Origin of the sequence: uncultured Sneathiella sp. (assembly GCF_963973085.1) — a bacterium.
In the GTDB taxonomy this organism is placed as follows: Bacteria; Pseudomonadota; Alphaproteobacteria; order Sneathiellales; family Sneathiellaceae; genus Sneathiella.
The window spans coordinates 559,896-575,501 of record NZ_CAXAXA010000001.1; the positions used below are offsets into that span (position 1 = coordinate 559,896).

At 57.5% G+C, this 15,606-nt stretch carries 14 protein-coding genes and 1 pseudogene; 2 read left to right on the top strand and 13 right to left on the bottom strand.

What is annotated here, in order from left to right; genetic code table 11:
• Positions 1 to 27: 27 nt before the first annotated feature.
• The 13 genes and pseudogenes from AACZ19_RS02640 to hemP all read right to left on the bottom strand — a co-directional run.
• Positions 28 to 1,770, bottom strand: a complete 1,743-nt coding sequence (locus AACZ19_RS02640) for an AMP-binding protein (protein WP_339630856.1) — start codon at positions 1,768 to 1,770, stop codon at positions 28 to 30.
• A gap of 103 nt (positions 1,771 to 1,873) precedes the next feature.
• Positions 1,874 to 2,767: an alpha/beta hydrolase gene (locus tag AACZ19_RS02645; protein ID WP_339630858.1), complete on the bottom strand. Its 894-nt coding sequence runs from the start codon at positions 2,765 to 2,767 to the stop codon at positions 1,874 to 1,876.
• 113 nt (positions 2,768 to 2,880) lie between these two features.
• A complete protein-coding gene (locus tag AACZ19_RS02650) occupies positions 2,881 to 3,882 on the bottom strand; it encodes a 4-hydroxyproline epimerase (protein WP_339630860.1) in 1,002 nt (333 codons plus the stop codon).
• A 9-nt stretch (positions 3,883 to 3,891) separates the two neighbouring features.
• Positions 3,892 to 5,160: an FAD-dependent oxidoreductase gene (locus tag AACZ19_RS02655; protein ID WP_339630862.1), complete on the bottom strand. Its 1,269-nt coding sequence runs from the start codon at positions 5,158 to 5,160 to the stop codon at positions 3,892 to 3,894.
• A gap of 139 nt (positions 5,161 to 5,299) precedes the next feature.
• Entirely contained in the window at positions 5,300 to 6,100 is an 801-nt protein-coding gene (locus AACZ19_RS02660) for a heme ABC transporter ATP-binding protein (protein ID WP_339630864.1), read from the bottom strand.
• Positions 6,097 to 7,092: an iron ABC transporter permease gene (locus tag AACZ19_RS02665; protein WP_339630866.1), complete on the bottom strand. Its 996-nt coding sequence runs from the start codon at positions 7,090 to 7,092 to the stop codon at positions 6,097 to 6,099. The genes AACZ19_RS02660 and AACZ19_RS02665 overlap by 4 nt, the downstream gene beginning before the upstream one ends.
• A gap of 44 nt (positions 7,093 to 7,136) precedes the next feature.
• Positions 7,137 to 7,970, bottom strand: a complete 834-nt coding sequence (locus tag AACZ19_RS02670) for a hemin ABC transporter substrate-binding protein (RefSeq protein ID WP_339630868.1) — start codon at positions 7,968 to 7,970, stop codon at positions 7,137 to 7,139.
• A complete protein-coding gene (locus AACZ19_RS02675; RefSeq protein ID WP_339630869.1) occupies positions 7,967 to 8,398 on the bottom strand; it encodes a biopolymer transporter ExbD in 432 nt (143 codons plus the stop codon). Before AACZ19_RS02675 ends, AACZ19_RS02670 begins: the two co-directional genes overlap by 4 nt.
• Entirely contained in the window at positions 8,395 to 9,006 is a 612-nt protein-coding gene (locus AACZ19_RS02680; RefSeq protein WP_339630870.1) for a MotA/TolQ/ExbB proton channel family protein, read from the bottom strand. Before AACZ19_RS02680 ends, AACZ19_RS02675 begins: the two co-directional genes overlap by 4 nt.
• Positions 8,996 to 10,087 (bottom strand): ChuX/HutX family heme-like substrate-binding protein, encoded by a 1,092-nt coding sequence (locus AACZ19_RS02685; protein ID WP_339630872.1) that lies wholly within the window; start codon positions 10,085 to 10,087, stop codon positions 8,996 to 8,998. Before AACZ19_RS02685 ends, AACZ19_RS02680 begins: the two co-directional genes overlap by 11 nt.
• 16 nt (positions 10,088 to 10,103) lie before the next feature.
• Positions 10,104 to 10,967, bottom strand: coding sequence for an energy transducer TonB (locus AACZ19_RS02690; RefSeq protein WP_339630874.1), 864 nt, complete (start codon positions 10,965 to 10,967; stop codon positions 10,104 to 10,106).
• Complete coding sequence (locus AACZ19_RS02695; protein WP_339630877.1) at positions 10,961 to 13,000, bottom strand: TonB-dependent hemoglobin/transferrin/lactoferrin family receptor; 2,040 nt, start codon at positions 12,998 to 13,000, stop codon at positions 10,961 to 10,963. The genes AACZ19_RS02690 and AACZ19_RS02695 overlap by 7 nt, the downstream gene beginning before the upstream one ends.
• An 89-nt stretch (positions 13,001 to 13,089) precedes the next feature.
• Positions 13,090 to 13,200 (bottom strand): annotated as a pseudogene (gene hemP / locus AACZ19_RS02700) (hemin uptake protein HemP); the annotation flags it as partial.
• A 294-nt stretch (positions 13,201 to 13,494) separates the two neighbouring features.
• On the opposite strand from hemP, the gene AACZ19_RS02705 reads away from it, so the two are divergent.
• Positions 13,495 to 14,271, top strand: a complete 777-nt coding sequence (locus tag AACZ19_RS02705) for an SDR family NAD(P)-dependent oxidoreductase (protein ID WP_339630879.1) — start codon at positions 13,495 to 13,497, stop codon at positions 14,269 to 14,271.
• Positions 14,272 to 14,303: 32 nt separating this feature from the next.
• Complete coding sequence (locus tag AACZ19_RS02710; protein ID WP_339630881.1) at positions 14,304 to 15,545, top strand: acetyl-CoA C-acetyltransferase; 1,242 nt, start codon at positions 14,304 to 14,306, stop codon at positions 15,543 to 15,545.
• Positions 15,546 to 15,606: the final 61 nt, after the last annotated feature.

Sequence of the window (15,606 nt, forward strand, 5' to 3'; positions counted from 1 at the left end):
GAGATGCATATTTGTCAATTTAACCGGTTAATTTCCGCTTGACAGTATCTCCACCATCTGATCGCGCATGATGAATTTTTGCGGCTTCCCGGTCACGGTCATCGGCAGTTCCTTCACGAAGCGGACATGGCGCGGCACCTTGTAATGGGCGATCTGGTCCTTGCAATAGGCCTTCACCCCCTCCTCATCGAGGGAGGATCCAGCCCGCAATACGATCCAGGCGCAGACCTCCTCGCCATACTTCTCGCTCGGCACACCGAAGACCTGCACTTCCTGAACATCCTCATGAGTGAAGAGGAATTCCTCGATCTCCCGGGGGTAGATATTTTCCCCGCCGCGAATGATCATGTCTTTCAGGCGGCCGACAATGCTGCAGTACCCTTCATCATCCAGCGTCGCGAGATCGCCCGTGCGCATCCAGCCGCCATCGACAATGGCCTCGCTCGTTTTATCGGCATCGTCCCAATAGCCCCGCATCACGGAATAGCCGCGTGTCCAGAGCTCACCTCTTGCGCCGACCGGAGCATCGGTCCCGTCCTCGCCGACCACCCGGACTTCGACATGCGGATGGATGCGGCCGACGGTGGAGACGCGTTTTTCCAGCGGATCATCAACATTGCTCTGGAAGGAGACCGGCGAGGTTTCCGTCATGCCATAACAGATCGTCACCTCGGACATGTTCATCCGGCCAATCACCTTCTTCATCACCTCGATCGGGCAAGGCGCACCCGCCATAACCCCGGTGCGCAGGCTGGAAAAATCCAGCTCCTTCAGGCGCGGATGATCCACCATGGCAACAAACATCGTCGGCACCCCGTAAAGCGCCGTGCAGCGCGCGCGGGAGGTTGCCAGCAATGTCTCCTCCGGGTCGAACGCTTCGCCGGGAAAGACCATGGCCGCGCCCTTGCTGACACAGCCGAGCGAGCCCATCACCATGCCGAAACAGTGATAGAGCGGCACCGGAATACAGAGCCTGTCTTCCTCCGTAAAGTTCATGCGCCCGACCGTATGGGCCGCATTATTGACGATATTGAAATGGGTCAGTGTCGCCCCTTTTGGCGCGCCGGTCGTGCCGGAGGTAAACTGGATATTGATCGGATCGTCCGGGGTCAGGCTCTCTGTGATTTCGTCGAGGCGCGCCAGTTCCGTCTCTCCGCCCAACGTCTCGATCTTTGAAAAGGGATAGATGCCCGGCCCCGGATCGTCCGCGAGGCCGATCACGATTTCAAGGGAGGGCAGCTTCGCCGCATGGAGCGCGTCCGGCTCCGCATCGGACAGTTCCGGCGCGAGGGTGCGGATCATCTTGAGATAATCCGATGTCTTGAATTTTTCCGCCGCGATCAGCCCCCGGCAGCCCGATTTATTCAGTGCATATTCCAGCTCCGACAGGCGGTAGGCCGGATTGATATTGACGAGGATGACACCGATCCGCGCCGTCGCATATTGCGTCAGGATCCATTGCAGATTGTTCGGCGACCAGATCCCGATCCGGTCGCCCTTCATGAGGCCGAGCGCCAGCAGTCCAGCGGCCAGCGTATCCACCCGGCGGGCCAGCTCGTCATAGGACAGCGAAATATCCTGAAGCGGAAAGGCAATCGCCTCCCGCGATCCGAATGTCGCAACCGTTTCGCGCAGCATGCCCGGAATGGTCTGGAGACGCAGCGGCTTTGATTTGTCGCCCGCAACGTAAGATCGGTTATCGACCGGTGCGATAATCGGTTTATCCGCACCGGCCTTCCCTGCCGGCGCCTGTTCATGCGCAGTTGACATGGCATTCCTCCCGTAATGTCCTTGTTGAGGGGTAGCTTACGCCAATCCAAGCGGGTTGTCACATGTCCTGTTTACCCTAAAGGGTGCGTAAAATGCGAGCGGATCAGTTCGCTTTTTTAGCATTTCTCGTAATCGCGTCGACAATCGTCGGGACCGCCCCGTCCGGGATATCATGGCCCATGCCGTCTATGACGACAATCTCAGCGCCGGGAATGGATTTCTGCACATCCTCCGCGCAGCCAAGCGGAACGAGAGGGTCCTCGCGGCCGTGAATGACCATGGTCGGCGCGGTAATCTCGGACAGATGCGCAACCCGGCTGTCACCGGAGGCCAGGCTCGCCAGCAAATGCCGACTGTTTCCGTCGGGATAGAAGGACCGCTTGTACAGCATGGCAGCCTCTTCGCGTATGCTGGCTTCGTCGCGCGGGAAGCCGGGGCTGCCGATGATACCGGCTGTCTCCACCGCCTCGTCCATGGCACCCTCCAGCGTTCCGGCGGGATTGCGCGGCTTAGTCAGCCATTCGGCGGCCTTTGCTTCCGGGCGCGGCAATCCGCGCCGGGCGGAGGTTGCCATAACCGAGATCAGCGATTTCACCCGCTCCGGCCGACGATAGGCCAGCGTCTGGGCGATCGCCCCGCCGTTGGAGCTCCCCAGAAAATGCGCCTTCTCGATACCCAGCGCCACAATCAGTTCCGCCGCATCATCCGCCATATCTTCGAGCGTATAGGGCGCCGACACCGTCTCGCGCGCACGGGCCTGCGCAAAGGCTGCCGGAATATCCGCCTGTCCCCAGTCATCGAACTTGGTGGATTTGCCGACATCGCGATTATCATACAGGATGACATAAAATCCGTTGTCCGCCAGGGCCTTCAGAAAGGTTTCGTTCCAGGCGGCAAGCTGCACCCCGACGCCGCCGATGAGGACAATCGGCTCGCCGGAGGATTCGCCCCGCGTCTCATATTCCAGCTCGACGCCGTTGACAGAAATTTTTGGCATATGGTTTTCCTTATCCGATGGTTTTCTTGTTCTTGTTTATTCCTGCATCCGGAACCCGCCTTTGCGGTTCCTGATTTTACGCTTGTAGGGCGGCAAAGCGCAAGCCCGCTGCTTCACCTGACGACGAAACCATGGGCGAAGGGATCGCGGTCATCGATGATGATCCGGTTAAAGCCGGTGACCCGCGCCCAACCGCCGATGGAGGGGATAATGGCATCCTGACCGGCAACGCTCGCCTTTTCCTCCACCCGGCCCCTGAACTCGGACCCGATAATACTTTCATGGATGAACTCATCACCGACGGCGAGGGCGCCGCGGGCGACCAGCTGCGCCATGCGCGCCGATGTTCCTGTGCCGCAGGGTGACCGGTCCAGCGCCTTGTCGCCGTAAAAGACGACGTTCCGCGCAGATGCCCCGACCCGCGTCGGTTTACCCGTCCACATGATATGGGTCAGGCCATTGATATCGGGCTGTTCGGGATGGATAAAATCGTATTTTTCATTGAGTGCCGTCCGTAGTTTCGGGCTCCAGCTGATCAGCTCCAGCGCTGCATAATCCGCCATATCGTTAAAGTTCTGCTGCGGCTCGATAATCGCGTAGAAATTTCCGCCATAGGCAACATCGACGGTGATCTCGCCAAGCCCCGGACAGTCAACCTTCAGCCCGCTCGCATAGAGGAAGGACGGCACATTCGTGATGCGCACTTCCTCGACATGGAGGCCGACTTGCCGATACTCCGCAATGACCAGCCCGGCCGGTGTGTCAAGGCGCAAGCGCCCCGGCTCGCGCGGTGTGACAAGGCCTTGCTCGATGGCGATGGTCACCGTGCCGATGGTGCCATGGCCACACATCGCAAGACAGCCGGAAGTTTCGATAAACAGCACACCGATATCGCAATCCTCTCGCGTTGGCGGATACAGGATGCTGCCCGACATCTGGTCATGACCGCGCGGTTCGAACATCAGGCCCTTGCGGATCCAATCGTGGTGCGCGACAAAATCCGCGCGGCGGGCAAGCATGGTTGTACCCTTTAGGTCGGGCGCTCCCTCGGCCACCAGACGAACCGGATTACCGCAAGTATGGCCATCTATGCACTGGAATATAGTTTGCGCCATCGCCTGTCCCTAAAACCGCTGCGGGCGATAAGGTGCGAGATCGACCGTATTTTCCCGTCCCATGACGAGGTTTGCCACGATCCGAGCGGTTCCGGCGGATTGTGTGAGGCCAAGATGTCCGTGACCGAAGGCATAGATGATCCGGTTCGTGGCGGACGCAGGGCCGATCACCGGGATTGAATCCGGGAGCGAGGGACGAAACCCCATCCATTGCGTTCCGCCCTCCGTCTTCAGTCCCGGCAGGAAGGATTTCGCCTTTTTTAGCAAGGCATCCGCCCGGCGATAGTTGGGCGGCAGGTTCAAACCCCCAAGCTCGACCGCGCCGCCAACGCGAATGCCGCTTGAGAGCGGGCTGACGACAAAGCCATGTTCCTCGAACGAGAGCTGGCGCTTCAGATCGAACGCCCCGACGGGAAGCGTCGTGTTATAGCCGCGCTCCGTTTCAAGCGGAATGTGATCGCCGAGCGTTTTTGCCAACCTGTGCGACCATGCCCCGGCGGCGACAACTATCTGATCCGCCGAAAGCCGCGTTCCGTCGGAAAGAACAACGCTCACCCCACCAGAGACAGCCTCAAGCGCGCTGGCCTCGGCAATGCGGATCGTCCCGCCTCGGCTTTCGAAAAACGTACTGAGCGCGGTCGTATAGTCCTTGGGGTCAGAAATGCCGTACCAGTCATTGGTATGGATCGCGCCCACGAATCGCCGGTCGATCCCCGGTTGATGTTCCGCAATTTCCTCCGGACTGGTGAGCGCCGTAAACTTAACGCCGCGCGCCTCCCGCTCCCGCCACATGGGCAGGTTTTCCTCAAAGGCCTTGCGCGATTCATAAAGCTGCAGGTTGCCATGCTGGCGCAGCATATTATGTGTGCCGGTGGTCTCCATAAGCGGCACAAGCCGTTCCCGCGACGCCGTCATCAGCGCCACCAGCGCCGCAGTCCCTGCTCTCACCTGATCCGGCCTGCTCGCCCGCCAGAAACGATACATCCACGGCGCAATTTTCAGCGCATAGGGCAGCGGAACGGAGAGCGGGCCCAGTGGATCAAACAGCCATTTTGGGGCCTTCTTCATGATACCGGGAGACGCCACGGGCGCCGCATCGGAAAAGGCGAAAGCCCCGGCGTTGCCGCGCGATGCCCCGGCGGCAACGCCTTCCCGATCAAGCACCGTCACCTTCGCGCCCATCAGCAACAGCTCAATCGCCGTAGTGATGCCGATAATCCCGGCGCCGATGACGATAACATCCGGCGCCTCTTTTTCTGTGCTCAACTGCTCCGCCATCCCGTCCTGCTTATGGCTGACCTCAAGTGGAAGTCCGCCATATTAATCCATGGACAGCCTTCACGATAGCGAAGAAATGCCGTCTAGATTTTCTCAGCAAGCTAACTTCAGATCGCCGAATGCAACATTTGTGGCAACGTTAGCTTCCGGTCAAAGCCTGTTCAGCCTGAACCTGAACCTGCATCTGTTGCGCGCCAAACCGCATCCCGGCATATTTGAGCGGGAGGTCGAAGATGTCCGAGATCCGTTCCGCGTTGATCAGTTTCCGGCTTTTCCCGCTGCCCTCAATCCGGCCGCCCTTGATAAAATAGCAATCATCCGTGCAATGATAGGCGAGATTGAGATCGTGCATCACAAGAACCACGGCGAGGCCATGTTGTTTGCACAGCGATTGGACGAGGTCCAATAGCTGATGTTGATGCTTTAAATCCAGCGCCGATGTCGGCTCGTCGAGAAATAGGGATGCCCCCTCCTGCTCCCAGATTTGCGAGATGACCCGCGCGAACTGAACCCGTTGTTGCTCCCCGCCCGATAAGGTGGGAAAAGAGCGATCGCGCAAGTGCGCGGCATCCATCATCTCAAGCGCCTCCATCGCAATATCGGTGTTCAGGGCGGCGCTGTGATCCAGTTCATACGGATTACGGCCCATCAGGACAATTTCAAATGCGGTAAAGGGAAAGCTGATGGGGTTCGCCTGTGACAGGACGGCCCGCTTGCGGGATAAGTCGGCAAGCGAATAGTCGTCCAGCCCCCGGCCACCCATGGTAATCGTGCCTCTATCCGGCGTAAGGGAGCCGGTCAGACAGCGGAGCAAGGTAGACTTGCCGGCACCGTTCGGACCGAGGATGGCGCTGACCCTGCCTGCCTCAAATCTGGTGGAGACATCCGTCAGTATTTGCTTTGAGCCGATTTTATATGAGATGTTTTCCGCAGTGATCACAGGCTGAACCTCCCGGCATACTGCTTGACGAGAAGCCATAGGAAAAACGGTCCGCCAATCAGACTTGTCAGGATACCAACCGGCATTTCCGCCGGGGCCACGATTGTGCGCGCCGCCGTGTCCGCCACAACCAGAAGTGCCGCCCCGAGCAGGGCTGACGCCGGGATCAGCAGCCGATGGTCCGGTCCAAGGGTCAGGCGCACCAGATGCGGCACCACCAGCCCGACAAAGCCGATCACCCCACTCACGGAGATAGCCGCGCCGACACATAAGGCCGTGCAAATCACAATAGTTCGCTTCAGCCGTTCCGCATCGACACCGAGGTACCGTGCCTCATTCTCGCCGAGCAGCAGGACGTTCAGCTCCCGGGCGTTCCGGATGAGGATAAAACCGGACGGAATGGCAATTGTCGTCACCACGATGACTGAGACCCAGAGCGCGCCGCCGAGACTGCCCATTGTCCAGAAGGTCAGTGTCCGCAGTTGCTGATCATCGCTGAGGAAAGTGAGATACCCCACCCCCGCCGCCGAGAGCGCATTAATCGCAATTCCGGTCAGCAGCATATAGGTCACGGAGAAGCTACCCGTGAGCCTGGCAAATCGAAAAATGACGAAGCAGGCGAGCAATGCCCCGATAAAGGCAGCTATACTAAGGGCATAAAGCCCCAGATAGCCTGCAATTGGCCCGGCAAGGACGATGACAATCGCGACAGCCAATGCGGCGCTGGTTGCAATTCCAATCAGCCCCGGGTCCGCCAGCGGATTACGGAACAACCCCTGCATCGCCGCGCCGGACACCGCCAACGCGCCCCCCACAATGATCGCCAGAAGCACGCGCGGCAGGCGAATGGAGGCGAGAACCGCTTCTTGCTGGTCCGTCAGGGATCCGCTCAGTATGTCTTGCAACGGGATCGAGACAGCGCCGATCGACGCCGCCACGAGAGCCACGGCCGCCAGAAAAATCCCAAGGAGCAGTAATGCCGGAATCTTCACTCGCCTTAAGAAAAACGGCAAAGAGATCGTTTTTGCTAACGGACTCATAAATCGTTCGATTTACGGTTCAGTTCAAGAGCGGCATCGGCAGTCCGAGGGCCGAAACCGAGCAACAAAAGACTGTCCATCACAACAACCTTCTTCTCCTTTGCGGCAGGAGTGAGGGACAGGCCCGGGACCGCAAAAATACTGTCCACGCCGCCCGCCTGCTCCACTCCTTGCGAGGTCACAAGCAGGATCTCCGGCGCCAGGCTTGTCGCAGACTCCGGAGAGAGCGGCTTATACCCTTCATACCCGGTAACGACATTCTCCGCGCCCGCCAGCCTGATGATACTGTCCGCGGCTGTGTTCACGCCCGCAACCATGGGCGCGCCGCCCGTATGTTGCAGGATGAACATGATCTTTTTCGGCTCGCCCTGACCCGCGACCGCGTCCTTCAGCTTTGCCTCCGTCGCGCTCAGGCTGGCGATCAGTTCCGCACCTTCCTTTTCCCGGTCCAGCGCCTTGGCAATCACGTCTATGTTCTGCTTTACATCCTCGAGCGACCGCCCGGCATTGAGCGTCAGCATATTGACTCCGGCAGAATTCAATTGCGCCAGCACCGGCGGCGGACCTGCCTCATCCGTCATGATGACCAGATCGGGGCTGAGAGACAGAATGCCTTCCGCGGATAGAGCCCGCTGATAACCAACTTTCGGCGAGTTGGCCGCCGCTTCGGGGTAGTAGCTGGTGGTATCGCTGCCGACAAGCAACTCACCGGCACCCAACGCATAGACCGTTTCAGTCAGGGCACCGCCCACAGACACAACGCGCTTGGGTGTATCCGCAAAAGCTGCGGTCGAGAAAAGCAGAAAAATAATACTTAATGAACGGATCATGGATTTGTTTCTTTTTGCATGAGAATGTTGGCCGCATCGATCCCCTGCATTTGCAGATATGTCAGGACTCTCAGCAGTCTTTCAATGGCGATCCGCCGGTCCCCGGCGACAATCAGTTCGTAATCGGGTTTCTCCGCGAGGGTCGCCCGAAGAGCGGTTTTAAGCTCAATAAAATTGTCCATCTGCTCGCCGTCGAGGGCATAGGAGCCTTCCCGGATTTCAAGCATGATATGCCGAGGTTCGTTGAGCTGTGTCAGCTCTTCCTCCACCGCCGACGGAAGCTTGAGATCGAGAGACTTGAACACCGTCCCGACCGTCAGCAGGAAAAAGACCAGCAGGATGAACAGGATATCCAGCATCGGCGTAAGGTCCGGCGCGAGGTCCCGAAGCGTGCCGCCATGCGGATCTTCCGACTGAAGCGTAATCATTTGCGGCGTACCTCGGACGCGAACTCGACAATCTCCGACTTATTTTCGGTCTTCGCCAGTTCAAAGGAGAGAGACAGGCGATTGAGATCAAGGCAAAACCGCCCCAACTGCCGCTCGCTGAACGAACTGAAGAAATGCGCCATCAACAATGCTGGAAGAGCGATCAGCAGGCCGACAGCCGTGGTCAGCATCGCCTCCCACAGGCCGTCCGCAATCAACGCAGGCGATACCGGGCCGGTCTGAACGGAGATCACCTTGAAGGCCGCAATGATACCAAGAATAGTCCCGAGTAATCCGAAAATCGGGCTGATCATGCCGATCAGACGCAGCGACTTGATCCCGCTGTAATAGGGCCGCTGCAAGTCATTGAGCATGACGCCGACCATTTCATCGCGGACGGGCTTTGGCTGCACCTTGATCTCCCCCAGATATTCCGCGAGATGCTCATACCGGGCATTGGCGGTGGCGGTGGCTTTCATGACGAAGACCGCCCGCTCTATGCCGATCGCCAGCGCCACGATAGAGCAAGCCGCGAGCGGCCATGCCATGATCCCAAGCTGCGCGAACTGCTCCGCGAAATCAAACGCCGGAAGCCCTTCAGGCAACATTCGTTACCTCCTTCACCGGCAGTTGGCCGACAATTTTACGCCAGAGTTCCAGTTCCGGCTGACCGGGTTTGCGCTTGCCGAAGAAGGTTGCGATCAGTTCGTCATTCTCATCGAAAACCTCAACAGCGGTAACAATCCCGTCTTCCGTCGGCTTCTTCGTCACCCAGCTATGGCTGATACCGGATTCATCGAGATGCAGGTTAAACTTCGGATCGAGCACATTGTACCACTGGCCATGTTCAACCAGCTTCTTGACCGGGCCGGTGTGAATCTGGATGCAGCCGGGGCTGCCGACAAAGACCATGATCTCGCATTCACTCTCGGCGGCGAGTTCAAGCAGGCGGCGGGCTGCGACATTCTCGATCTCGACGGCGAAGTCATTCCCGATATTGCGGAATGCCTGAACGCGGCCGACCTTGAATTTCCGAAGTAGCGGGAAAAAAGCGTGCGTGTCTTTCAGCTTTTCCCAGCCGGCACGGAATCCTTCCCAGTCAATCTCCGAATCCGGTCGGTCCGACGCTTTTGGCGCCGCGCTTTCAACTTCAACAGACGGGTTCTGTTCAGCATGGCGATACTTTGCAACCAGATCATCATAGGCGGCCTCTTTGGATTTGTTGGTCAGATATATCTTGTGAATTGCCAGTCCCGCCGCATTGAAGAACTGCAGGCTCTTGCGGGTTCCGGCTTTAGTGGCTTCCGTGACAGCGAAGCCGTATTTCCACTGCCCCATGAACAGGCGCAGATCGATATCCGGATTAACGAACAGGCCGGTTTTCATCGGACCGTGGCTGAAAAAGCTGGCATTCTCATAGACACCCTTGCGTTCATGCACGCAATGCTCGTTCCGGGTCAGCGCCATCACCTCGCCAAGCGAGGCAATCTCTTTCAGGATCGCCTCGGGCTCATCGGCGAGACGGACAACTTCCGTGCCAACGCGGGACGCCAGCAACTCCCCTTCCGAAATTCCGATTTCCTGTGCAGCATTTCGTGCCCTCAACCCCTCGCTTTTGGTGAGCCGCTCATATTCAGCCCTGATTTCCTCTGGCGACAGCTGCGCCCTGACGGATGTTGATTCATTCATTGGTCTTTCCTGTCCATTAGTGGATGACAAAATTCACGGGAACCCGAACCCAGCTGACAATTGCGCTTCCGTTCACGCTCGTCGGTTCAAACTTCCATTTTTTAACGGCCGCCAATGCCGCCATGTCGAGGAGGCGGTGGCCGGATGATTTGGCGATTTTCAACTCACGCGGATCGCCGCTCGGCAATACTTCGGCGTGCAGCGTTACTGTTCCCTGCTGCCCCAAATCCAGCGCCCGGCGCGGGTAGGATGGCGGCACCTGATGACGGTAGCGAGCCTTATGAATAACCGTCGAGTCGTCCTCGCCCTCGTTCTGGCCGACGGCTGGCGCAACCGCGACCAGCTTCTTCGCCGGTTCGAGAACGGGTTCCGTCACCGGTTTCTTTGCAATCTCGGGGACGGGGCGCTGCTCCGGCGGCTTCATCGCTTTCGGGATTGGCTTGGCTACTATCTTCTCAACCGTTTTGGCGGCAACCTCCGTTATCTTGGCTTCAGGAGGCTTTGCCTTGGGCAGTGGTACAGCCTTCGCTGGCGCCTTCTCAGCAGTCTGAACCCGAGATGGCGAAACCTCGGGAACGACGGCGATTTTCCGGGCGGCATATGGTGTCGTTACAACGGGCTTGATGCGGGGCGCCTGACGCGGCGGCGGCGGCGGTGGCTGCACCGCCTTCACAACTTCTTCCGGTGGCGTCATAGGTGTCGGCCGGGATATTGTCATGAGGTTTACTTCCATCACCGGAATTTCAAATACCGTGTCCGGACGCGTGTTCAGCTGAACCAGAGACATCAGAAAAACATTCGCGCAGACGGACAGGGTGAGATAGAAAAGCCATCTCTTCCCCTGATCTTCCGAAAACGCGTCTGCCGTTGCTGCTACCATTTATAGGCAACCCTCACGTTATAGCTCCGCCCTTCTTCAAGGAGAGTGGCGAATGCCGTCGAATAAGCCTTGTCAAAAATGTTGGAGACACCAAGATCAACGGTCAGCGTATCGAGACCGGGGCCACTTGGCAGCCAGCGATAATAGACGTCATAGACGGAGTAACCCGGCGTCGGAGTATTCGCACTGCCGACCTTGTCATTGGCGGCGGCAAAGCGCCCTCTCACACCAAAAATACTCTCGATCGACGTTGCACTGTAGGCCAGATCCGCGACGAGGGTCAGCGGGACATTATTTGAAAGATACTCACCGGTATCCTCATTCTCCGCCTCGACATAGGAAAGGCCGAGTTTCGCGGTGACCGGATGAAGCTGATAGGTGCCATCTACTTCAAAGCCTGTCAGGCGGGCGTTGGGAATATTAACATTTTCCGTTGTACCCGCAAAAATATCCACCTCCTGGGAAATGAAGTCATTGCCTTCACTGATAAACCAGGAGCCCTTGACCTGTATCCGGTCATTCTCCGCCATCACGTCATTGAACTTGAGACCCGCACCGAGTTCAAAGGTCGTAACTGTTTCAGGACGAAGATCGGGATTGGGGACGAAGAAATTGTCCGGCGGAAAAGGAAAAGCACCCGGGAAATGCATGCCCGACGCATAGATTTCCGTCAGGTTCGGCGCCCGGAACGCCTGGGCGAGACTACCAAAAAACATGAGATTATCATTCGGAAGATAGCTCATCGAGATCTTCGGGGAAACCTGATGCTCACTCTGCGAATTCCCGGCGTCGTCACTGCTGCGGTAGGAATCGAACCGGGCCGCCGGGATAATCAGGAAGCGGCCGGCATTTGTATCCAGCGCGATTTCATCCTGAACATAAAACCCGTAATTCGTCGCATCGGCGTTGGGCACGCCCGGGCGTGTACCGGCATTTGTCGTCGTCCCCTCCTGCTCGTCGTGATAAATCTCGAAACCGTACGATATGATGTGGTTCTGCGTTTCACTGATATCGATGGACATCTGGTTGTCCGCCGTAAAGCCGATGGTGCTCAAATCGCGTGTCTGTACACGTCCGGCGTTCGTCCCGGTCACATCCTCCTCACGCACGCGTGTGTCATTGTAATAAAGATGTAGCTTCGGCTTCAGCCAGCTGTTTGACGGGTTATCAAATTCATATTTGACGGCATATTGATTGTCGTTGACGGTTTTCTCGACGATCGGGTTTGACGTGGTAATCGCACCGCCCCCGTTGTTCGGTTCCGTTCCGTCATTATGAAGGCCCTGATAAATGAACTTGACGGTATTGAAATCATCCACGCTGTAGCCGACCTTGAAGGTGCCCGAGAGCAGGTTGTCTTCCGAGATCAGCTCATTGCCGTCGCCCTGCTTGATATCCCCGGAGTTTCGAACCGCCGCCATCCCGATAATATCGAGAGAGCCCGTCCGACCGTAGACCGAAACGACCGGCGAATATTCCTTGCTCGCCGTGCGATAACCCGCCGAGGTGTAAACGCCCCAGGTTTCGTCTGGCAGCAGCATATCCGCGGCATCCTTCGTCTCGAACGCAACGACCCCGCCAATGGCACCGCCGCCATAAATCGCCGAGGAAGACCCCTTGACGATCTCGACACTCTTCAGCAGCGACGGGTCGATAAAGAACCGACCGTCATGCGCCGCTTCAAAATTCTGCCGACGGCCATCCATCAACGTGATAATGGCTTCGTCATCAAATCCGCGGATCGAGACCGTTTGACCATTGCGGCGCGGTCCGTCGGTCACTTCCACGCCTGGCGTGAATTCCAAAAGATCCCCGACGTCCCCCGCCATTGCGTTGCCGGGAGCATCCGTATCCACATTCGATGTCATAGCCGGCACCTCGAATGCCGACTGCGGGCTACGGGTTGCATAGACGGTCACGGCATCCAGCGATGTGGAAGGCGCTCCTCTAGTCTCCTGGGCAGATACTACAGGCGTAAGAAATGTACTTGAGAGGAGCACGCCCATACAGGCAAGCGGCAGCATTTGACGCATGGCAACAAACTTTCTTAAATGTTGAGATCGCGTTTGCTTGCTGCCTGGCTACCGGAAAAGTCCGGGTGACTGGGTGGCTGGCTAATGGCTTACTTTGTTAAAATCAGCTTTCCGTTTCCAGTAAGCCGCAATTTGTATGCTTCACTGTTGTGAATAATCGTCAATTCCGGGCCCTGTGTGAACAGATCGCTGCTTTGCAGGGCGTCGTCAACAAGCGTAATGACGCGCTTGCTATGTTTACGACTGGATTGTTTTTCCAACTTTCCCGGGACCATTCTTTTTACGTGAAATTACAATATACTGGCTACTTTCTAGTAATGATTATCAATAGCGCGGAAAAGAGTCAATCGCCTTTTTGCGAATTATTATTAATAAGCTGGATTTTTCAATCGCACCCTCCCCTGAAATGAGACACACCGCCCGTTTAATTTTTCCCTATCTTTATAGGCCTGCTCTGCCTAAATTAAGCAAAAAACAATGGAGAGATAACAAAAATGAACCTTGAAGGAACAACCGCAATTATCACTGGCGGCGCGTCGGGCCTCGGGGCCGCCACAGCGCGAAAACTGGCGTCGGCAGGCGTAAAAGTCGGCATTTTCGATCTTAATGAGGAACAGGGCAAGGCCGTCGCAAAGGAACTCGGCGGTGCGTTCGCCAAGGTAAACGTCACCTCTGAAGAAGAAGTTGACGCCGGCTTTGCGGAACTCCGCTCGAAACTCGGGCAGGAACGGATTCTGGTAAATTGCGCGGGAACTGGCAACGCGGTGAAAACAGCAAGCCGCGACCGGGAAACCGGCGAGATCCGACATTTTCCGCTCGATAAGTTCGAACTGATTATCCAGATCAATCTGATCGGCACCTTCCGCTGTATTGCCAAATCGGCGGCGGGTATGATGACCCTCGATCCCATCGATGGGGAACGCGGCGTGATCATCAACACGGCCTCGGTCGCTGCAGAGGATGGACAGGTCGGGCAGGCCTCCTACTCGGCGTCTAAAGGCGGGGTTGTCGGTATGACCCTTCCCATCGCCCGCGACCTCGCGCAGGAGCTGATCCGCGTAAACACCATCCTGCCGGGCATCTTTGATACGCCGCTTCTCCAGGGTGCGCCGGAGAAGGTCAAGGCTGCCTTGGCCGCTCAGGTCCCGAATCCGTCCCGGCTTGGAAAGCCGGAGGAATATGCCTCTCTCGCGTTTGAAATGTGCCGCAACGGATACTTCAACGGCGAAGATGTCCGCCTCGACGGCGCCATCCGGATGGCCCCCAGATAAACAGTAACGCAATAATAAATAAGGAAAAAACCATGACTGACGCTTACATTATTGACACGTGCCGCACACCTCGCGGTATTGGCAAGGTGGGCAAAGGCTCACTCGCCCATCTGCATCCCCAGCATCTCGGCGCAACAGTCCTTGCTGCCCTTGCCGAGCGGAATGATTTCAATACAGCTGATGTGGATGACATCATCTGGGGCACCTCGACACAGGTTGGCAAACAGGGCTATGACCTTGGCCGGATGGCCGCTCTTTCCGCCGGCTATGACATCAAGGCTTCCGGCATGACATTGGATCGCTTTTGCGGCTCAGGTATCACCACTGTCAATCTTGCGGCCGCGCAGGTTATGTCCGGCATGGAGGATCTCGTCATTGCAGGCGGCACCGAGATGATGAGCTATACCGCGTCTATCGCGGACCCCAACACGCCGTCGATGCTGGATGGCGGCAATCTCGACCTTCGCGAAAGCCATCCGCAGTCACAGCAGGGGGTTTGCGCCGACGCCATTGCTACACTGGAAGGCATTGATCGTAAGGCGGTCGATGAACTCGCCGTGGAAAGCCAGAAACGTGCAGCCAAAGCCATCGAGGAAGGCCGGTTCGATAAGTCGATCATTCCGGTAAAAAACAAGGACGGGTCCATCGCCCTCGACCGGGAGGAGTTCCCGCGCGCCGGAACCACCATGGAAAGCCTCGCCGGGCTCAAAACCGTCTTCAGCATGTTCCGCGATGTCGTCGTTGACGAAGCCGGAAATACCTATGGCAGCCTGATCACCCGCAAATATCCTGAGATCAAGGAATTTGACCATGTGCATCATGCGGGGAATTCCTCAGGCGTCGTCGATGGCGCAGGCGCGCTGTTGCTGGCGTCTCCCGATTATGCAAAGAAGCATAACCTCAAGCCCCGCGCCCGGATCGTGGCAACGGCGAATATGGGGGATTGCCCGACGCTGATGCTGAACGCACCGGTTCCGGCGGCAAAAAAGGTGCTCGCCAAGGCTGGATTAACGCCGGATGATATTGATCTTTGGGAAATTAACGAGGCCTTCGCTGTCGTCGCCGAGAAGTTCATCAGGGACTTGAGACTCGATCGCGACAAGGTGAATGTCAATGGCGGTGCGATGGCGCTCGGCCATCCGATCGGCGCCACAGGGTCCATCCTGATCGGCACCTTGCTCGACGAGCTGGAGCGGCAGGACAAGAAACGCGGCCTGGTCACCATGTGCGCCGCCGGGGGCATGGCCCCGGCGATCATTATCGAACGCATGTAACATCAGAGGCGGGTTGCCTCCCGCCTCTCCATTTTTACTATTACTCAATGAGTTGCGGTCT

Bases quoted from the DNA above. Each gene is read 5' to 3' on its own strand.
- AACZ19_RS02685 (WP_339630872.1), bottom strand. From the start codon at position 10,087: ATGAATGAATCAACATCCGTCAGGGCGCAGCTGTCGCCAGAGGAAATC.
- AACZ19_RS02670 (WP_339630868.1), bottom strand. From the start codon at position 7,970: ATGATCCGTTCATTAAGTATTATTTTTCTGCTTTTCTCGACCGCAGCT.
- AACZ19_RS02690 (WP_339630874.1), bottom strand. From the start codon at position 10,967: ATGGTAGCAGCAACGGCAGACGCGTTTTCGGAAGATCAGGGGAAGAGA.
- AACZ19_RS02650 (WP_339630860.1), bottom strand. From the start codon at position 3,882: ATGGCGCAAACTATATTCCAGTGCATAGATGGCCATACTTGCGGTAAT.
- AACZ19_RS02680 (WP_339630870.1), bottom strand. From the start codon at position 9,006: ATGTTGCCTGAAGGGCTTCCGGCGTTTGATTTCGCGGAGCAGTTCGCG.
- AACZ19_RS02695 (WP_339630877.1), bottom strand. From the start codon at position 13,000: ATGCGTCAAATGCTGCCGCTTGCCTGTATGGGCGTGCTCCTCTCAAGT.
- AACZ19_RS02710 (WP_339630881.1), top strand. From the start codon at position 14,304: ATGACTGACGCTTACATTATTGACACGTGCCGCACACCTCGCGGTATT.
- AACZ19_RS02655 (WP_339630862.1), bottom strand. From the start codon at position 5,160: ATGGCGGAGCAGTTGAGCACAGAAAAAGAGGCGCCGGATGTTATCGTC.
- AACZ19_RS02640 (WP_339630856.1), bottom strand. From the start codon at position 1,770: ATGTCAACTGCGCATGAACAGGCGCCGGCAGGGAAGGCCGGTGCGGAT.
- AACZ19_RS02705 (WP_339630879.1), top strand. From the start codon at position 13,495: ATGAACCTTGAAGGAACAACCGCAATTATCACTGGCGGCGCGTCGGGC.
- AACZ19_RS02645 (WP_339630858.1), bottom strand. From the start codon at position 2,767: ATGCCAAAAATTTCTGTCAACGGCGTCGAGCTGGAATATGAGACGCGG.
- AACZ19_RS02675 (WP_339630869.1), bottom strand. From the start codon at position 8,398: ATGATTACGCTTCAGTCGGAAGATCCGCATGGCGGCACGCTTCGGGAC.